16 protein-coding genes are annotated in these 18024 nt (G+C 65.9%); 12 read left to right on the top strand and 4 right to left on the bottom strand.

Annotation, left to right across the window (positions count from 1 at the left end; all coding sequences use genetic code 11):
- Nucleotides 1-7: 7 nt before the first annotated feature.
- Nucleotides 8-433, bottom strand: a complete 426-nt coding sequence (locus QM615_RS18060; protein WP_149404970.1) for an HIT family protein — start codon at nucleotides 431-433, stop codon at nucleotides 8-10.
- Between the two features lie 114 nt (nucleotides 434-547).
- Here QM615_RS18060 and QM615_RS18065 point away from each other — a divergent pair, with 114 nt between their 5' ends.
- From QM615_RS18065 to QM615_RS18080, 4 genes are all read left to right on the top strand, one after another.
- Nucleotides 548-1804, top strand: coding sequence for a bifunctional glycosyltransferase family 2/GtrA family protein (locus tag QM615_RS18065; protein ID WP_149404971.1), 1257 nt, complete (start codon nucleotides 548-550; stop codon nucleotides 1802-1804).
- On the top strand, nucleotides 1801-3843 hold the full coding sequence (locus tag QM615_RS18070) for a glycosyltransferase family 39 protein (protein ID WP_262498238.1): 2043 nt from the start codon (nucleotides 1801-1803) through the stop codon (nucleotides 3841-3843). Before QM615_RS18065 ends, QM615_RS18070 begins: the two co-directional genes overlap by 4 nt.
- Nucleotides 3844-3921: 78 nt before the next feature.
- Nucleotides 3922-5172 carry a phosphoribosylamine--glycine ligase gene (gene purD / locus QM615_RS18075; protein ID WP_149404972.1) on the top strand — a complete coding sequence of 417 codons (1251 nt, stop codon included), beginning with the start codon at nucleotides 3922-3924 and terminating at the stop codon, nucleotides 5170-5172.
- Between the two features lie 174 nt (nucleotides 5173-5346).
- Nucleotides 5347-6495: a pyridoxal phosphate-dependent aminotransferase gene (locus tag QM615_RS18080; RefSeq protein ID WP_149404973.1), complete on the top strand. Its 1149-nt coding sequence runs from the start codon at nucleotides 5347-5349 to the stop codon at nucleotides 6493-6495.
- 32 nt (nucleotides 6496-6527) lie between these two features.
- Here the strand turns inward: QM615_RS18080 and QM615_RS18085 are convergent, their stop codons facing one another.
- Nucleotides 6528-7541 (bottom strand): threonine aldolase family protein, encoded by a 1014-nt coding sequence (locus QM615_RS18085; RefSeq protein WP_283347703.1) that lies wholly within the window; start codon nucleotides 7539-7541, stop codon nucleotides 6528-6530.
- A gap of 67 nt (nucleotides 7542-7608) precedes the next feature.
- Between QM615_RS18085 and QM615_RS18090 the strand changes: the two genes are divergently transcribed.
- Entirely contained in the window at nucleotides 7609-8247 is a 639-nt protein-coding gene (locus QM615_RS18090) for a TetR/AcrR family transcriptional regulator (protein WP_283347704.1), read from the top strand.
- 104 nt (nucleotides 8248-8351) lie between these two features.
- On the opposite strand, the gene QM615_RS18095 is transcribed toward QM615_RS18090, so the two are convergent.
- Nucleotides 8352-9002, bottom strand: coding sequence for a DsbA family oxidoreductase (locus QM615_RS18095; protein WP_283347705.1), 651 nt, complete (start codon nucleotides 9000-9002; stop codon nucleotides 8352-8354).
- A 169-nt stretch (nucleotides 9003-9171) separates the two neighbouring features.
- Here QM615_RS18095 and purB point away from each other — a divergent pair, with 169 nt between their 5' ends.
- Nucleotides 9172-10590 carry an adenylosuccinate lyase gene (purB, locus tag QM615_RS18100; RefSeq protein ID WP_283347706.1) on the top strand — a complete coding sequence of 473 codons (1419 nt, stop codon included), beginning with the start codon at nucleotides 9172-9174 and terminating at the stop codon, nucleotides 10588-10590.
- Here purB and QM615_RS18105 read toward each other — a convergent pair whose 3' ends face one another.
- Nucleotides 10591-11382 (bottom strand): HAD-IIA family hydrolase, encoded by a 792-nt coding sequence (locus QM615_RS18105; protein ID WP_283347707.1) that lies wholly within the window; start codon nucleotides 11380-11382, stop codon nucleotides 10591-10593.
- 412 nt (nucleotides 11383-11794) lie between these two features.
- On the opposite strand from QM615_RS18105, the gene QM615_RS18110 reads away from it, so the two are divergent.
- From QM615_RS18110 to QM615_RS18135, 6 genes are all read left to right on the top strand, one after another.
- On the top strand, nucleotides 11795-13051 hold the full coding sequence (locus QM615_RS18110; RefSeq protein ID WP_283347708.1) for an MgtC/SapB family protein: 1257 nt from the start codon (nucleotides 11795-11797) through the stop codon (nucleotides 13049-13051).
- Between the two features lie 28 nt (nucleotides 13052-13079).
- Entirely contained in the window at nucleotides 13080-13499 is a 420-nt protein-coding gene (locus QM615_RS18115; protein WP_283347709.1) for an HIT family protein, read from the top strand.
- A 245-nt stretch (nucleotides 13500-13744) separates the two neighbouring features.
- Nucleotides 13745-15031, top strand: a complete 1287-nt coding sequence (locus QM615_RS18120; protein WP_269596592.1) for a lysine N(6)-hydroxylase/L-ornithine N(5)-oxygenase family protein — start codon at nucleotides 13745-13747, stop codon at nucleotides 15029-15031.
- 17 nt (nucleotides 15032-15048) lie between these two features.
- The gene (locus QM615_RS18125) at nucleotides 15049-16101 is read left to right on the top strand and encodes a FecCD family ABC transporter permease (protein WP_269596593.1); all 1053 of its coding nucleotides are present in this window, start codon (nucleotides 15049-15051) and stop codon (nucleotides 16099-16101) included.
- Nucleotides 16098-17165, top strand: a complete 1068-nt coding sequence (locus QM615_RS18130) for a FecCD family ABC transporter permease (RefSeq protein ID WP_269596594.1) — start codon at nucleotides 16098-16100, stop codon at nucleotides 17163-17165. Before QM615_RS18125 ends, QM615_RS18130 begins: the two co-directional genes overlap by 4 nt.
- Complete coding sequence (locus QM615_RS18135) at nucleotides 17162-17968, top strand: ABC transporter ATP-binding protein (RefSeq protein ID WP_269596595.1); 807 nt, start codon at nucleotides 17162-17164, stop codon at nucleotides 17966-17968. The genes QM615_RS18130 and QM615_RS18135 overlap by 4 nt, the downstream gene beginning before the upstream one ends.
- Nucleotides 17969-18024: the final 56 nt, after the last annotated feature.

Genomic DNA, 18024 nt, shown 5'->3' on the forward strand with positions numbered 1-18024 from the left:
AGATGCGTCAGTTCGGGACGTGAGCCTCGTGGCCGAGCCGGCGTAGCGCTGCTCGGAGCTTGGCTGCGGCCTCGTCCTGCGACTCCGCCGACGGATTCGGATCGGCACCGGAGATGTCGAAGTTGCCCATGTCGTACGCCGGAAACACGTGCAGGTGCAGGTGCGGGACCTCGAGTCCGGCGATCAGCAGACCGGCGCGGGGAGCATCGAACGCGGTCTTGACGGCCTGACCGATGATCTGCGCGACGGCAGTGATCTTTGCGAACGCGGCACCGTCGACGTCCTGCCACTGGTCGATCTCCTCACGCGGAACCACCAACGTGTGGCCCGGGGTGAGCGGCGCGATCGTCAGAAACGCAACCACGTCGTCGTCCTGCCACACGAAACGCCCCGGAATCTCACCGGCGATGATCTTGCTGAAAATGGAAGCCATGGGAACAGGATGCCCTACCCGACTCGACCGGGGCCGTACCAGTGGTCGTGGCTCCCAGGTAATTGCCAGGTCGGTCGCAGGGCGATTCAAGGTCCGGGCCCGATCGTTGTCGTCATGACAACGAATTCCCTCGCACGAGCAGCAGGCCAGCGGCCCGGCTCGAACGCCACGGCCACTCTCGAGGTGGTCATTCCGGTATACAACGAAGAGGCCGATCTCGAACAGTGCATTCGTCGTCTCCACGAGCATCTGGAGGACCGAATCCCGTTCCGGTCCTCGATCACGATCGCCGACAATGCCAGTACCGACGGAACACTCGCTGTCGCACGTCGACTCGCCGACGAGATCGACGGAGTCCAGGTTCATCATCTGGACGAGAAAGGGCGGGGCCGGGCACTCAAAGCAGTGTGGCTGGCGTCGGACGCCGATGTGGTGGCCTACATGGACGTCGATCTGTCCACCGATCTCAATGCGCTGATGCCGCTGATCGCACCGTTGATGTCCGGTCATTCGGACCTCGCCATCGGCTCGCGGCTCAACCGATCGTCCCGAGTGGTTCGCGGTGCAAAACGTGAATTCATTTCGCGCAGTTACAATCTCATTCTGCGTACTTCGCTGCGCGCCCGCTTCTCCGATGCGCAGTGCGGTTTCAAGGCCATGCGTACCGACGTCGCCCGACAGCTGTTGCCGCTCGTCGAAGACACCGGGTGGTTCTTCGACACCGAATTGCTCGTCATCGCAGAGAAAGTCGGCCTGCGCATCCACGAGGTGCCCGTGGACTGGGTCGACGACCCGAACAGCAGCGTCAACATCGTCGACACCGCCGTCAAGGACCTGCAGGGCTGCTGGCGCGTCGGGCGTGCCCTCGCCACCGGTGTACTGCCGGTCGCCGAACTTCGCCGAAGCCTGGGACGGGAGCCGCTCGTGCCCGGAGTACCGCACGGAATGATCAGCCAGATGGTGCGATTCGGCATCATCGGCATCGCCAGCACCATCGCCTACGCACTGCTGTACCTGATGCTCCATTCCCTGATCGGCGCGCAGGCCGCGAACTTCTTCGGGCTGCTGATCACCGCTGTGCTCAACACCGCGGCGAACCGTGCCTTCACCTTCGGCGTCCGGGGGCCCGACGGTGCGGGCAAACACCAACTGCAGGGGCTGGCGATCTTCGGCTTCGCTCTTCTCGTCACCAGTGGATCGCTCGCCGTGCTGCACGCCTGGGTTCCCGATGTGTCCCGGCACGTCGAACTCGCCGTCCTCATCGTCGCCAATCTCGTTGCCACCGTGTGTCGATTCGTCGCCCTGCGGTGGGTCTTCCGTAGCACACTGGACGCAGGCTCGGAGTCCGCGAGTTCGGAGAAGAGCCTGTGACGACGACCATGGAGCGGCCCTCTGCGGCTGCCGATTCTGCACCGGTGACCTCCCCGCGCTGGGAATTGATCGGGCTGGTGGCTCTGCTCTTCGGAACCGGCATTGCCTACATCTGGGGACTCGGCGCGTCGGGCTGGGCCAACTCCTTCTATTCCGCTGCGATACAGGCAGGTTCGGTGTCGTGGAAGGCCTTCTTCTTCGGATCCTCCGACGCCGCCAACTCGATCACCGTCGACAAGCCCCCGATGTCGCTGTGGCTGATGTCGTTGTCGGTACGCATCTTCGGACTCAACACCTGGGCGATGCTCGTACCCCAGGCTCTTCTCGGCGTCGCCTCCGTGGCACTGCTGCGCGCCACCGTCAAGCGCCGATTCGGTGGCGCGGCCGGTCTGCTCGCCGGCCTGGTACTTGCCGTGACTCCGGTTGCCGCACTGATGTTCCGATTCAACAATCCCGACGCGTTGCTGGTGCTGCTGATGATCGCCTCGGTGTGGGCGTTGCTGCGAGGCGTCGAGACCGGAAAGACCAAGTGGCTGTTGATCACCGGAATGTTCGTCGGATTCGGCTTCCTCACCAAGCAACTCCAGGTCATGCTCGTCGTACCGCCGCTGGCTCTGACCTATCTGATCGCCGGGCCGCCTAGGTTCCTCACCCGGCTGTGGCAGCTGTTCGGCGCGCTGGGCGCGATGATCGTCTCGGCCGGATGGTGGATTCTGATCGTGGAATTCTGGCCGGCGTCGTCACGACCGTGGGTCGGTGGCTCGCAGAACAACTCGATTCTCGAACTCACGCTCGGGTACAACGGATTCGGTCGCCTCAGTGGCGACGAGACCGGAAGTGTAACCCCCGGCCGCGGCGGTATGGGCGGCGACGCGGCCGGGGGCATGGCGGGTGGGATGCCCGGTGGGATGCCCGGTGGTATCTGGGGCGAGACAGGCATCCTTCGCATGTTCGACTCCTCCCAGGGTGGCCAGATCGCCTGGCTGATCCCGGCTGCGTTGATCCTGTTCGTCGTCGGACTCGTGTTGCGCGGCAAAGCCTCTCGGACAGACGTGCAACGAGCCTCGCTCATCGTCTGGGGATCATGGTTGCTGGTCACCGGTCTGACCTTCAGCTTCATGGCCGGAATCTTCCACTCGTACTACACCGTTGCGCTCTCGCCCGCCGTCGCCGCTCTCGTCGGCATCGGCAGTGTGGTGCTGTGGCGTCGACGTGACACCTACTGGGTACGGATCGCGATGGGCGTCGCGGTGGCGTCGACCGTCGTGATGGCGTGGGTGTTGCTCGGTCGCAGTGAGAGTTTCGTGCCGTGGCTGAAGTGGGCGATTCTCGTCGTCGGAATCGTGGCGGTCGTCGCGCTGCTGATCCCGGCACTGACTCGCGGCAGGCTGGCTGCGGCATCGATCCTGGCGGTGATGTTCGCCGGACTCGCCGGACCGACCGCCTATGCGGTCGACACCATCGGCACCCCGCATACCGGAGCCATCGTCTCGGCCGGTCCCAGCACCGGCATGCGCGGATTCGGCGGTATGGGCGAAGGCCGAGGCGGCCCGGGCGGGATGCAGTTGCCGGCCGGGGTTCAGATACCTGCCGGAATGCAACCGCCTGCGGGTTTCCCGGGTCAGGCCGGGGCTGCCGGCGGGGCCGAGATGGGCGGGACGGGTCGGGGTATGGGCGGCGGTATGGGTGGTCTGCTCGAAGGCAGTGCACCGACTGCGGCCATCACCGAGATGCTCGAGCAGGACGCCGACTCGTACACCTGGGTGGCAGCGGCCATCGGAGCCAACACCGCTGCGGGTTACCAACTGGCCACCGAGGATCCCGTCATGCCGGTCGGCGGTTTCAACGGCACCGACCCCTCGCCGACCCTCGCCCAATTCCAGCAGTACGTCGCCGACGGAGAGATCCACTACTTCATCGGAGGCGGCGGCATGCCGGGCATGGAGTCGGGGACCTCGGCAGAAATCTCCGCCTGGGTCACCGAGAACTTCACCGCGACCACGGTCGACAACGTGACGTTCTACGACCTCACGCAGTAACACCGAACCACCACGAAAGAGCCCCGCGCCGTGACAGGTGCGGGGCGCTTTCGCGTCGAGCAGATAGTCTGATGCACTGTGCGCGTACTAGTCATAGGTTCCGGTGCTCGTGAGCACGCCCTCCTCCTTGCGTTGAAGGCCGATCCGTCGGTCGAGCAGCTCTTCGTGGCTCCCGGCAACGCAGGCACCGCGAAGCTTGCCGAGCAACACGCGGTCGACGTTGCCTCCGGTGAGGCGGTGACCGCGCTGGCGAAGAAGGTCGAGGCCGATCTCGTCGTCATCGGACCGGAGGTTCCACTGGTCCTCGGCGTGGCCGACGCCCTCCGTCAGGCCGGCATCGCTGCGTTCGGCCCCTCCGCGGAGGCTGCGCGCATCGAAGGGTCCAAGGCGTTCGCCAAGGACGTGATGGCAGCGGCCGGTGTGCGGACCGCGCACAGCGAAATCGTCGACTCGCCCGCCCTGCTCGACGCAGCCCTCGACCGTTTCGGCCCCCACTGGGTGGTCAAGGACGACGGCTTGGCCGCAGGCAAGGGTGTCGTCGTCACCACCGATCGCCTCATCGCTCGCGATCACGCAGCGGAGCTCCTCGAGAACGGTCACCCGGTACTGCTCGAATCGTTCCTCGACGGACCCGAGGTCTCCCTCTTCTGCCTCGTCGACGGCGAGACCGTGGTGCCACTGCTGCCCGCGCAGGACCACAAACGCGTCGGCGACGGAGACACCGGACCCAACACCGGCGGCATGGGTGCGTACACCCCGCTGCCGTGGCTGCCCGAGGGTGCCGTCGAGGAGATCGTCCGTGATGTGGTGAAACCCGTTGCCGCCGAGATGGTCGAGCGCGGTGTGCCATTCTCCGGTCTGCTGTACGCGGGTCTTGCCATGGGTGCCGACGGCCCGGCGGTCGTCGAATTCAACTGCCGCTTCGGCGATCCCGAGACCCAGGCGGTGCTGGCGCTGCTCGACTCACCTCTCTGCGAGGTGTTGAACGCGACGGCAACCGGCACACTTGCGTCACTTCCTCCGCTGCGCTGGAAGGACGGCGCGGCCGTCACCGTCGTCATCGCCGCCGAGAACTACCCCGGTCGACCACGCACCGGTGACGAAATCCTCGGCTCCGAGGGCGAAGGCGTGCTGCATGCCGGCACCGCGGTGAAGGACGGCGCAGTCGTCTCCGCGGGTGGACGCGTGCTCAGTGTGGTCGGCACCGGATTCGACCTCACCGCCGCCCGAGACGACGCCTACTCACGCATTGCGGGAATCCGATTGCCGGGCAGCCACTTCCGTACGGACATCGGCCTGGCTGCCGTGGAGGGTCGCATCTCGCTGTAGGTGCGGTGAGTGGGCGGGCGTCGGCCGGCGTGTTCCAGCAAACGCGCGCGCGTTCGTGAGACGCGCGCGGAATTGCCGGACGTTGCCAGTCGATCTTGCGCGCACTTGGCGAACGCGCGCGCGTTTGCAAAGGTCAGAGGTACCGAGCGAACCGGGATCAGTAGTGTCGATCGAATGCACAGTGAATCGCAGCGATCGAAGGTCGAGCCGTTCCATGTGATGGATGTGTTCGCCGCCGCGGCCGAGCGGGCCCGTACTCATGGCGACGTGCTCTCTCTTGCTGCAGGTCAACCCTCCACCCGAGCGCCCGAGCCGGTGTTGCGCGCTACCCGCGAGGCTCTGGACTCGCATCTGCTGGGGTACACCGAGACGCTGGGGATTCTGCCGCTGCGTCGCGCTATCGCCGAGCACCACAGCGCGCGGTACGGCATCACCGTCGACGCCGCGGACGTGGTGATCACCACCGGCTCGTCGGGCGCGTTCACGTTGCTGTTCCTCGCAGCGTTCGACGCGGGAGATACCGTCGTGATGGCGAGGCCAGGCTATCCGGCGTATCGAAACACGTTGGCGGCGTTGGGCTGCCGCGTCGTCGAGCTCGACTGTGTGGAAGAGACACGGTTTCAACCGACCGTCGCGATGCTCGAGGAACTGCCCGAGCCGCCCGCGGGTCTGATCATCGCGAGCCCCGCCAACCCCACCGGCACGATCATCGACGCCGACGAGCTCGCGGCAATCGCGCGCTGGTGCGACGAGCACGGAACTCTGCTGATCTCGGACGAGATCTACCACGGCATCGCCTACGGGGACGCGCGCACGTCGAGCGCATGGGAGACATCGAAAGAATCCGTCGCGATCGGATCGGTGTCGAAGTACTTCTCGATGACCGGGTGGCGACTCGGTTGGATGCTGCTGCCGACCCGATTACGCAGGGCCGTCGAACGATTGGCGTCGAACATGACGGTGTGCCCACCCGCGATCTCTCAGGTTGCCGCGATCGCGGCGTTCACCGAGGAGTCCCGCATCGAGTTGGATTCACACGTCGAGCGCTACGCCGTCAACCGCCGAATTCTGCTCGACGGTCTGCCGGCCATGGGCATCACCGATCTCGCACCGGCCGACGGTGCCTTCTACGTGTACGCCGACATCGCGCATCTGACCGAGAATTCGCGGAGTTGGTGCGCGCGAGTGCTGTCCGAGACCGGCGTCGCACTGGCACCGGGTGTCGACTTCGACACCGTGCGCGGCAATCACACGGTGCGATTCTCGTTCGCAGGCACCACGTCCGACGTCGCCGAGGCGTTGGAGCGACTTCGTCGCATGTGAGCGTTTCCTCGTAGCAGGCTACGAAGTTTCGTTCACGTGCGGCGCAGCCGCTCCAGTACCTCGGCGATATCGGCGGCGTCGACGTCGCGGTGGGTCACGAAGCGCACCTTGCCCGCGACGGTCACCGCGGCGATCCCCAACTCGGCCAGCTCGAGGACCGTCGTCGCCGGGTCGGGAACAGTGGCGAGGACGATGTTCGTCTCCGGCTCCGCCACCTCCCAGCCTCGCTCGCGCAGCCCGGAAGCGAGGGTGGACGCGTTGGCGTGGTCCTCGGCGAGATCACCGATGCGGCCCAATGCGACGAGACCGGCAGCGGCCAGCACGCCACCCTGACGGACGCCGCCGCCCAACATCTTTCGGACGCGTCGTGCCTCGTGGATACGTGCGGAATCCGAGACGAGCATCGAGCCGACGGGTGCGCCGAGGCCCTTGCTCAGGCACACCTGCACCGTGTCGGCACCGGCAGCGAGCGACGCGATCGGAACATCGAGGGCGACAGCGGCATTCCACAGGCGCGCGCCGTCCAGATGGACCTTCAGTCCGCAATCACGGCCGGTGGCAACGAGTTCCGCCCATTCGTCCGGACCGAACACAGTACCGCCGGCGAAATTGTGGGTGTTCTCGAGCGACAGCAGCGTCGTCCGTAGCGAGAAGTACGGTCCTGCACCGCCCGCTTTCGCACGCACCGTCGACGCCAGAGGGCGGCCGGGACCGCCGTCGTGGGGGAGGGCGTCGGGCATCCCGCCTGCCAGCCATGCGGCGGTACCGAGCTCGGACCCCAGGACGTGCGCATGTTCGGGGGCCAGGAAGCGATCGCCGCGCTGCAGATGCAGCATCAGCGCGATGATGTTCCCCATCGACCCCGACGGAACCCACAGCGCCGACTCGAACCCGAGCAGACCTGCCACCGCTTCTTCCAGCTCTGCCATCGTCGGATCGTGATCGAGGACGTCGTCGCCCACTTCGGCGTCGGCCATGGCTTTTCGCATGACCGAATCGGGTCGGGTGATGGTGTCGGAGCGAAGGTCGATCGTTCGATGTGCCACGAGCAACGACAATTCCATAGCGCGAAAGCAGTCCGACGAACGGCCTCGAGCTGGCACGATGACTTGAATGTCCGCAGGTCCGACCGAGTCGCAGCACAAGGTGTCGGGTGCGACTCCGAAGGGAGTGCGCCGCCGGCAGGCACTGGCGTCTGCGGCCGCGGACCTTCTCGTCGAGGGCGGCTTCGACGCGGTGCGGCACCGATCGGTGGCCGCGCGAGCCGGGCTTCCTCTTGCGTCGACCACCTACTATTTCGAGTCTCTCGGAGACCTGGTGGCCGCGGCGGTCGACGTCGTCGGGACGCGCGAGATCGACGTCATGCGCGGTCGCATCGAGGACGAGGGCAAGTGCTCGAACGAGATGGAATCGACGGTCGACCTCATCGTCGACCTGCTCATCGGGCCACAGGACGGCCACGAGCAGCTGATCGCGCGATACGAGCGCTTCATCGCCTCGGCCCGGCATCCCGAACTACGGCAAGTGCAGCTGCGGCTGCGCGCCCAGATCGACGACCTGCTCACCGACGTACTGCGCAGATCGGGCCGAACCGTGCAGGAAGAGCAGCTACGACGACTCGTGGCAGTGGTGGACGGAGCCGTCGTCGGAGCGCTCAGCGAAGTGGACCCCGACCCCCGTCACATGGCCCGGAGCATGCTGCTGGCCGTCATCGACATCGTGGCACCGGCGGAACCGGTGTCGGCCGATTGACTACTGGTCGGTCTCGCCGGAGTCTGTGTCGTGGATCGGCGGCACCTCGCACACGCCGTCCTCGCAGATGGGGCCGTCGTCGCCGACCATCTCCAATGGACCCCTCATGAGCCGGCAGCGGCCTTCTGCAGAACGTCGGCGAACACCGACGACTCCTGCGCGCCGGACACACCGAGCCGTCCGTCGATCACGAAGAACGGCACACCGCTGATCCCGTAGGCGATGGCCTGCTCCTTGTCCGCGTGCACTGCCGGCAGGAACTCCTCGGACTCGAGCGCCCGGGCCGCCTCGTCACGGTCGAGGCCGATCTCCGCGGCCAGGTCGGCGAGGTCATCGGTGCGGCCGACGTGGCGGCCCTCCTCGAAGTAGGCCGCCAGGAGCCGTTCCTTCATCTCGACCTGCTTGCCCTTCGACTTGGCGAAGTGCAGGAGCTCGTGCGCCTTGACGGTGTTGGTGTGCTGCAAGGCATCGAAGTCGTACGCGAGCCCCTCGCCTGCGGCCAGCTCGGTCATCTGCGCCAACATCTGCGTGACCTGGGCGGCCGGCATACCTTTGTGCGAGACGAGAAAGTCGACCTCGCTGCCATCGAAGTCGATCGGTGTGTCGGGTGCCAGCTCGAACGAGTGGAACTCCACCTCTAGCGTTCCGCCCCCGGCGGTGAACTCCGCAGCGCCTGCCTCGAAACGGCGCTTGCCAACGAAGCACCAGGGGCATGCGATGTCGGACCAGATGTCGACCTTCACTGTTCGGCTCACGACGGCTCCAACATCGGAGCGCGCGTCGGTTATTCCACGCGGCGCGCAGCCGCCGGCACCAGGAAAAGGGCGGCGTACGCGATCCCGGGATGCCGGTACTGCAGTCCTTTTCCGAAACAGTGCAGTCGTCTTCCGAGACCGACAACTGCGCCACGTAAGCTGGACGCTCGTGAGCATCCCGAATGTCCTGGCCACCCGTTACGCGAGTCCCGAACTGGTGGAGCTGTGGTCGCCGGAGCACAAGATCGCCCTCGAACGCCAACTGTGGATCGCTGTGTTGCGCGCGCAGTCCTCCCTCGGAGTCGACGTCCCCAACGCGGCCATCGCGGACTACGAAGCCGTCGTCGACCAGGTGGATCTCGCGTCGATCGCCGAGCGTGAGCGCGTCACCCGGCACGACGTCAAGGCCCGCATCGAAGAGTTCAACGCCCTCGCCGGCCACGAGCACATTCACAAGGGACTCACCAGCCGCGACCTCACCGAGAACGTCGAGCAGCTGCAGATTCTGCGCTCGCTCGAGCACGTCCACGCGCACGGCGTCGCCGTAGCGAAGAGGCTGGCCGAGCGTGCTGCCGAGTACTCCTCGCTGGTGATGGCCGGTCGCAGTCACAATGTCGCAGCTCAGGCGACCACTCTGGGCAAGCGTTTCGCGTCGGCCGCCGACGAGCTGCTGTTGGCCCTGTCCCGGGTGCAGGAGCTGATCGCGCGCTACCCGCTGCGCGGCATCAAGGGCCCGATGGGTACCTCGCAGGACATGCTCGACCTGTTCGGCGGCGACTCCGCCAAGCTCGTCGCGCTCGAGCGCATCGTCGCCGATCACCTCGGTTTCCGGCACACGATGACGAGCGTCGGCCAGGTCTATCCCCGTTCGCTCGACCACGAGGTCGTCTCCGCGCTGGTCCAGATCGGTGCCGGACCGTCCTCGTTCGCCCACACCGTTCGCCTGATGGCAGGCCACGAACTCGTCACCGAAGGCTTCCAGGCGGGCCAGGTGGGCTCGTCGGCAATGCCGCACAAGATGAACACCCGCTCGTGCGAGCGGGTCAACGGACTGCAGGTGGTGCTGCGCGGCTACGGCTCGATGGCCGCCGAGCTCGCCGGAGCTCAGTGGAACGAGGGCGACGTCTTCTGTTCCGTGGTGCGCCGCGTCGCGCTGCCCGACGCCTTCTTCGCCATCGACGGTCTCATCGAGACCTTCCTGACGGTGCTCGACGAGTTCGGTGCGTACCCGGCCGTCATCGCCAAGGAACTCGACCGCTACCTGCCGTTCCTCGCGACGACCAAGGTGCTCATGGCCGCCGTGCGCGCAGGCGTCGGACGCGAGACGGCGCACGAGGCGATCAAGGAGCACGCCGTCGCGGTTGCGCTGGCGATGCGTGAGCAGGGACTGGAACCGGACCTGCTCGACCGTCTGGCCGCCGACGATCGGCTGCCACTCGACCGCGCTGCCCTCGACGCTGCACTGGCCGACAAGACGGCATTCGTCGGTGCCGCCGACGCTCAGGTCAGTGCGGTCGTCTCGGCAGTGGAGCGTCTGATCGCGAAGTTCCCCGCCGGGGCGTCGTACACCCCGTCGCCGATTCTGTAGTCAGGAGAGGACACCGGGGAGGTCGGCCACGGAGTCGATCACGTGGTCGGGTTCCATCGCGAATTCGTCGGTGATGCGTCGGTCGAGCACGTCCTGACGGAACTTCCCGGTGCGAACGAGCACGCCGGTCATCCCGACGACCTGGGCGGCGAGGACGTCGTTGTCGAGGTCGTCGCCGACCATGACGACGTCGTCCGGGTCCACGCCCATCCGCTCGGACGCCGTGCGGAATCCCAGCGGAGCGGGCTTACCGATGGCCTTCGCGGTATGTCCTGACGCCTGTTCCATACCGCCGAGGTACATGCCGGTGTCGATGCGCAGTCCGGCTCCGGTGCTCCACATCAACGAACGGTGCATCGCGACGACGGGAATGCCCCGGCACAGCCAGTCGTAGACGCGGCTGAGCCGCTCGTGGGTGAACTCCGGGCCTGCCCCGCCGACGACGACGACATCGGGATCCTCGGACGTCTCGTCGACGAATTCGATTCCCGGCATGTCGCCTGCGATCTCACCGTTGTTGATCAGGACCACCCGCGCGTCCGGATAGTTCTCACGCAGATGATCCGCGGTGAGCGACGCGGCCGTGACGATCTCGTCCGAATGCACGTCGAGTCCCACGTCGCGCAGCGCCGTAGCGATCTGTCCACGGGTTTTGGACGTCGTATTCGTCAGGAAGGCGCGAGCAATGTCCTTGCTGTCCAGGTACTTCAGAGTCTCTGCTGCCCCTGGCACCGCCTGCCACGACGTGACGAGAACGCCGTCGATGTCGAAGAGAACCCCGCCGATGCTCATCGGCAAACAGTAGTCGCGTTACCGAACGCCTGCAGCCTCAGCCATGTTGCCCACGTAGCGTCGGCAGCGCCCGGTACAGGTAGGGCTCGTTCGGTGATGTCGGAACATCGACGGACCGCACCTATTGCGATGACGTGAGGGACCTTCTGCCCTGTTTCTTCGACCGTGTAGTCACGACAATTGGATTGTGACCTACTGCGACGCTGAGAGCTGACGTCGTGACGGAGACGTCGGACCGCAGCAGAGACGGATGGGGCTCGGCTATGTTCGCCGCTCGAGGCGAACTGGTCCGAAACTGGACCGGCCGTGGATTCGAATCCGATCCGACTTCGGGATCCGTCGTCGACTCGACCGGTAGTAGTCGCTCGTTGCGGCAAATGCGTTCCAGTAGTGCGCGATCGGAGAAACAGTCGTGAGCTGGACGGACGTCGAGCCCTTCCTGGTGGCGCTCGCCATCGGGCTGCTGCTCGGGTTCGAGCGTGAACGTAGCCAAATCCGCACGCTCCCGGCCGGGTCGCGTTCATTCGCACTGCTGTCTCTTGCCGGAGCCGTCGCCGCCAGCTTCGACAACTGGGCAGTCTCGGCCGGCATCGTCGTCGTCGGGCTGCTCATGACGCTTGCCTATCTCCGCACCAGCGAGCAGGACCCGGGGACCACTACCGAGATTGCCGCGCTGGTGGCCTATCTGCTCGGCGCGCTCGCCTATACCGACCCGTCGGTGGCCGTAGCCCTTTCCGTGATCGTGGCCGGACTGCTGGCGTCGAAGTCTCGCATTCACCGCTTCGCCCGTCAGATGGTCAGCGAGATCGAACTCGAAGACGCCATCAAGTTCCTCGTGGCGGCGTTTGTCATCCTGCCGTTGTTACCCGATCGCGGAATCGGACCCTACGGCGTGCTCAACCCGGCCAAGGTGTGGCTCCTCGTCGTTCTGCTCACCGGTATCGGATGGATCGGATACATCGGCGTCCGTACGCTTGGGCCCCAGCGTGGTCTGCTCGTCACGGGTCTGGCCGGCGGATTCGTATCCGCAAGTGCGACAACTGCGTCGATGGGCCGGCTGAGCCGGACAGCCGATGAGATACGGGCACCGCTCGCCGGGGCGCTCGTTGCCAGCCTTGCCACTTTCATACAGTTGCTCGTCGTCATCGGGTTCGTCGAGCCGGAGGTGCTTCGACGACTGTGGCCCCCGGTGGTGGTGGGAGCTATGGTGCTCGTTGTAGTCGCTGCCGTCGTCTACCGCGGTGCCGCAGTGGCTCCACGAGACGCCGAGGTGACGAGCGCAGGCGTCGAGCCGCACACCTCGGCGCGGCCGTTTTCGTTGCGGCCGGCACTCGTCTTGGCCGCTGTTCTCGTCTTCGCCCTGTTTGTCGGCCGATGGGGTGCTGACGTTCTCGGTTCGCGAGGAGCGGTGCTCGCCGCAGCTGCGGCGGGTCTCGCCGATGCTCACGCCGGTGCTCTCGGTGCTGCGAGCCTTGCTGCGAAAGGCACGATCACGGTCGACAGCGCGCTGCAGGCAATCGCCGCTGCGCTCGGAACGAACCTATTGGTCAAGAGTGTGCTGGCCTTCACTTCAGGTGGGCGTCGCTTCGGTCTTGGGTTTCTTGCGGGCATGGCTGTGCCGACGGTCGTCTTCGCCGTCGCGATGACCATCGTGGTGACGGTGGGGTGAACTGCGGCGGACCTTAGAGTTCGTGACTGTGAACCCTTATACGATTTTCGCCGAGATCATTGCCGGGACGGCCGAGGCTTCTCGCGTCCACGAGGACGAGACTGCGGTTGCGTTCATGGATATCAGGCCGCTCACCAGCGGACATGTGTTGGTGGTGCCCAAGGAGCAGTATCGGACGCTGGCGGAGTTGCCGCCGGAGATCGGCGCGCATCTGTTCGTGGTGGGGCAGAAGGTGGCTGCCGCTCTGCGTGCGGGCAACCCGCGTGTCGCGGGCGTCAACCTGTTCCTCGCCGACGGCACGGTGGCCGGCCAGGAGATCTTCCACGTGCATCTCCACGTCATCCCACGCATGATCGGGGACGGATTCGGTTTGCGGGCTCGGCCGTCGTCGCCGCCGCGGTCCGAACTCGACCGACAGGCCGCGGAGATCGCGGCGTTGCTGAACTGAGCTCTCGCCCTGCTCGAATTGCTGCCCGTGTGTGGTGTTTTCGGAGCCGTTGTGTACCCAGCCTAGTTAGGTTAGCGTTGCCTTCCGCAAGGCGCGAGTCGATGCCTGTGGCACGACATTGCGCGCGATACCCGGTCACGGACCGAATCACCCTCAGGAGCGCACACGATGAACCTTGTCGAAGACACGGAGGCGGTCGAGCCGGTTCGGGGAACACTGGATCGGATGTCGGGGGCGGGCCGTCGATGACCTCGCACAACGATCTTTCCGACGGCACCTACGACATCGTCGGGGTCGGCTTCGGGCCCTCGAATCTGGGCCTGGCCATCGCGATCGAGGAGCACAATCGAATGTGCTCGCCGGCAGAGCGATTGACGGCCTGCTTCGTCGAATCCAAGGACGAGTTCGCCTGGCACCCCGGCATGCTGTTGCCGGGGACGTCCATGCAGATCTCGTTCCTCAAAGACCTGGCGACCCAACGCAATGCCAGCAGTGAGTACAGCTTCGTGGCGTATCTGTCGGAACAGGGTCGGCTCAATCACTTCATCAATCTGCAGACGTTCTTCCCGAGCCGGCTCGAGTTCCACGACTACCTGGCTTGGGCCGCAGGCAAAGTCGACGCGACCGTGCACTACGGCACCCGGGCGCTGGACGTCGTCGACACCGGCGACGGCTACGGCGTCCGCACCGAGGGGCGGCGCACCGGGACCGTGCGAGGACGCAACATCGTGCTCGCCGGAGGGCTGACCGCCACCCTGCCCGACGGGGTCACGGCGTCGGCGCGACAGTTCCACAACCACGATCTTCTCGGCGAGCTCGATCGGTTGCCGTCGCGGACGCAGCGCACCTTCGTCGTGGTCGGTGCCGGGCAGAGTGCCGCCGAGGTGGTGGACTACCTGCACTCGACGTACAGCGACGCGTCGGTGCACGCAGTGTTGCGCAAGTACGGATACAGCCCGGCCGACGACAGCCCCTACGCCAATCGCATCTTCGATCCGACGGCCGTCGACGACTTCTATTCGTCGTCGCACACACTGCGCGAGCAACTGCTGCACTATCACCGCGGCACCAACTACTCCGCTGTCGACCTGCCGTTGATCGAGGAGTTGTACGCACGCGAGTACTCCGAGCGAGTCAGCGGGAAGCGCCGGTTGTTCGTGCACGGAGCGTCCCGGTTGATCGGAGCCACCGAGGAGCCGTCGGGCGTTCGTGTCTCGGTCGAGCACGGCCCGACGGGGCTGGCCGAGGACATACTGTGCGACGCTGTCGTCTATGCCACCGGCTTCACGTCCCTCGATCTACCCGAGATCCTCGGTCCGCTGTTCGACGACGTCGAATACGACTCCCGCGGGCCTCGCGTGACGCGTGACTACCGACTCGTGACGCGTGAACCGAGTGCGGGTTCGATCTACCTGCAGGGCGGCACCGAGCACACGCATGGCCTGACCTCGTCGTTGCTGTCCAACATCGCTGTCCGCAGCGGTGAGATCGTGAAGTCCGCTGTGGGCGCGAGGGTGCGATCGGTGGTGTGAATCGGGTGAGGACGAGCGTGGGCGACGAGCCGGAACAGCGAAGCGTTCCGGCCGAAGTCGGTGGTCTCGCTCGCACCGATGCCCGTCGGGCCGCGGGGTTGTTCTTCGTCACCGGTGTGCTGGCGGCGCTGTGCCTGATGAGCATCTCGGTGGGAACCGAGTACATCCCGATCGGCGAGGTGTGGCACGGTCTGTTCTTCGGCGACGGATCCACCGAATCGGTGATCGTTCGTGAACTGCGGCTTCCGCGTACCGTTCTGGGGTTGCTCGTGGGAATCGCTCTCGGGGTGGCCGGTGCGCTGATTCAGGCGATGACGCGAAATCCGCTGGCCGACCCGGGAATCCTCGGCGTCAACGCCGGGGCGGCGTTCTTCGTTGCGATCGCCGTCGGCGTGCTCGGTGTCACCGGCATCGGGTCCTACATCTGGTTCGCGTTCGCCGGCGCGGTGGTCGCCACGATTGCGGTGTACGCGCTGGGGGCGATGGGGCGAGCGGGAGCCACTCCGATTCGGTTGACGCTGTCCGGAATTGCGCTCGGAGCTGTACTGGGCGGCATCACCTCGGGCATGCTGCTGCTCGATCCGGATGCGTTCGACAGGATGAGGTTCTGGGGAGCCGGGTCGTTGGCCGGTCGAGGTATGGACATCGCGTCCGAAATCGCCCCGTTCATCGCGCTCGGAGTTTTCCTGTCCGCCCTGATCGCTCGTCCTCTCAATGCGATCGCGCTCGGCGACGATCTGGCCCAGTCGTTGGGGGCGAACGTGATTCGTACGCGAATCATCGGCGTCGTCGCAGTCACCCTGCTCGCCGGCGCCGCGACGGCCGCGGCCGGGCCCATCGGATTCGTCGGACTGATGATTCCGCACATGGTGCGGTGGTTCGTCGGACCGGACCAACGATGGATTCTGGTCTACACGGTGGTCGCGGCACCGGGTTTGCTGTTGCTCTCGGATGTGGTCGGACGCGTCGTGCTCAGGCCGGGGGAACTGCAGGTCGGCATCGTGACCGCGTTCGTCGGCGCACCGGTGCTGATCCTGCTGGTTCGCCGGAAGAAGGCGAGCGGACTGTGACCCGTGAACAACGCGGCGGAGACATCGATTTCGGCCGAACGCTGTGGGTCGTGCGAGTGCGGGATCGAGTGGACGGCCGCATCGACATTCGAACGGTCGGCGTCTGCGCGGCCTTGCTGCTCGTGACGGTGGTGGTCTCCGTCGTCGCGGTCGGTACCGGCGACTTCTACATTCCGCCGAACGAGGTGCTCGCCGCGGTGTTCGGCGACGCGCCACGCCTCACCGAGATCGTGGTGATGGAGTGGCGGTTTCCCCGAGTGGCGCTGGCTTTCCTGTTCGGAGCCGCCCTCGGCGTATCGGGCGCGGTCTTTCAATCCTTGACGCGAAATCCGTTGGGCAGCCCGGACATCATCGGATTCGCCACCGGTTCCTACACCGGCGCGCTCGTCGTCATCCTCGCTCTCGGTGGTGGCTACTACCGGACCGGAGCGGGCGCGCTCGTCGGCGGACTCGCGACGGCGGCGGTGGTCTACCTGCTCGCGTACCGGCGCGGGGTGCAGGGCTTTCGGCTGATCATCGTCGGGATCGCCGTCAGTGCCGTCCTGGCCTCGGTCAACACCTGGCTCGTGATCAGGGCCGACCTCGACGACGCGATCGCGGCCGCAGTCTGGGGTGCGGGCACCCTCAACGGGCTGGGGTGGTCTCAGGTGGGACCCGTACTGGCAGTGTCGATCGTCATCGCGTCGTGCCTGGCGGTGCTCTCGCGTCGGCTGCCGATGTTGGAGATGGGGGACGATGCGGCGAGGGCGCTCGGTGTGCGCGCCGAGCCGACCCGTCTGATGCTGGTGTTCCTCGGAGTTGCGCTGATCGCGATGGTCACCGCGGCCGCGGGGCCCATCTCGTTCATCGCGCTCGCCGCTCCGCAGTTGGCGCGCCGCCTCACCGGCACCTCGTCAGTGGCGATGGTGCCTGCCGCGTGCATGGGAGCGCTGCTGCTGGTCGTCAGCGACGTTGTTGCACAGCGCGTCTTCGCTCCCACGCAGCTCCCGGTGGGTGTGGTGACCGTATCGGTCGGCGGCGCATACTTCGTGTGGTTGCTGGCGCGGGAAGGCAGGAAGCAGTGACGAAGCCTCGGTTGCACACCGACGACATCACGGTCGGATACGACAAGAGCGTGGTCAGCGAGAACCTGACCGTCGAGATTCCCGACGGCAAGTTCACCGTCATCGTCGGACCGAACGCCTGCGGCAAATCGACTCTGCTGCGGGCACTCTCGCGGCTGCTGAAGCCCTCTCGTGGAACCGTTCTGCTGGACGGGAAGGCGATTTCGACGTATCCGGCGAAAGAAGTTGCCCGACGCCTCGGCCTGCTGCCGCAGACCTCCGTCGCACCCGACGGTATTTCGGTGGCCGATCTGGTTGCGCGGGGTCGCTATCCGCATCAGAAGCTGATCCGGCAGTGGTCGACCGCAGACGAGGCCGCGGTGATCGAGGCCATGAACTCGACCGGAGTGACGTCACTGTCCGCTCGTCCGGTGGACGAACTTTCCGGCGGTCAGCAGCAACGCGTCTGGGTGGCAATGGTTCTCGCGCAGCAGACGCCGCTGCTGTTGTTGGACGAGCCGACGACCTTCCTCGACATCGCCCACCAGATCGAGCTTCTCGACTTGTTGGCCACTTTGAACCGCGAGAACGGTCGCACTCTGGTCGCAGTGCTGCACGACCTCAATCACGCCTGCCGGTACGCCGACCACATCATCGCGATGAAGGACGGCGCAGTGGTCACCGAGGGTGCGCCCGCCGACGTCGTCACCGCCGAGCTGGTGGAGGCGGTCTTCGGGCTGCCGTGCCGCATCATCGACGATCCGGAATCGCACACACCGTTGGTGATTCCCAAGGCGGGTGGTCGCAGGCTAGGCAAGGCTTAGTTTAGAATCGAGGAGGAATGGCTGCCGAGTCGGCCTGCGGGTTCTCTCGAGAGCCA

Source organism: Rhodococcus sp. IEGM 1341, from assembly GCF_030056895.1.
Classification (GTDB): Bacteria; Actinomycetota; Actinomycetes; order Mycobacteriales; family Mycobacteriaceae; genus Rhodococcoides.

Coding starts and splice junctions, on each gene's coding strand:
- QM615_RS18060 (WP_149404970.1), bottom strand. CDS start 433: ATGGCTTCCATTTTCAGCAAGATCATCGCCGGTGAGATTCCGGGGCGT.
- QM615_RS18065 (WP_149404971.1), top strand. CDS start 548: ATGACAACGAATTCCCTCGCACGAGCAGCAGGCCAGCGGCCCGGCTCG.
- QM615_RS18080 (WP_149404973.1), top strand. CDS start 5,347: ATGCACAGTGAATCGCAGCGATCGAAGGTCGAGCCGTTCCATGTGATG.
- QM615_RS18090 (WP_283347704.1), top strand. CDS start 7,609: ATGTCCGCAGGTCCGACCGAGTCGCAGCACAAGGTGTCGGGTGCGACT.
- QM615_RS18105 (WP_283347707.1), bottom strand. CDS start 11,382: ATGAGCATCGGCGGGGTTCTCTTCGACATCGACGGCGTTCTCGTCACG.
- QM615_RS18120 (WP_269596592.1), top strand. CDS start 13,745: ATGACCTCGCACAACGATCTTTCCGACGGCACCTACGACATCGTCGGG.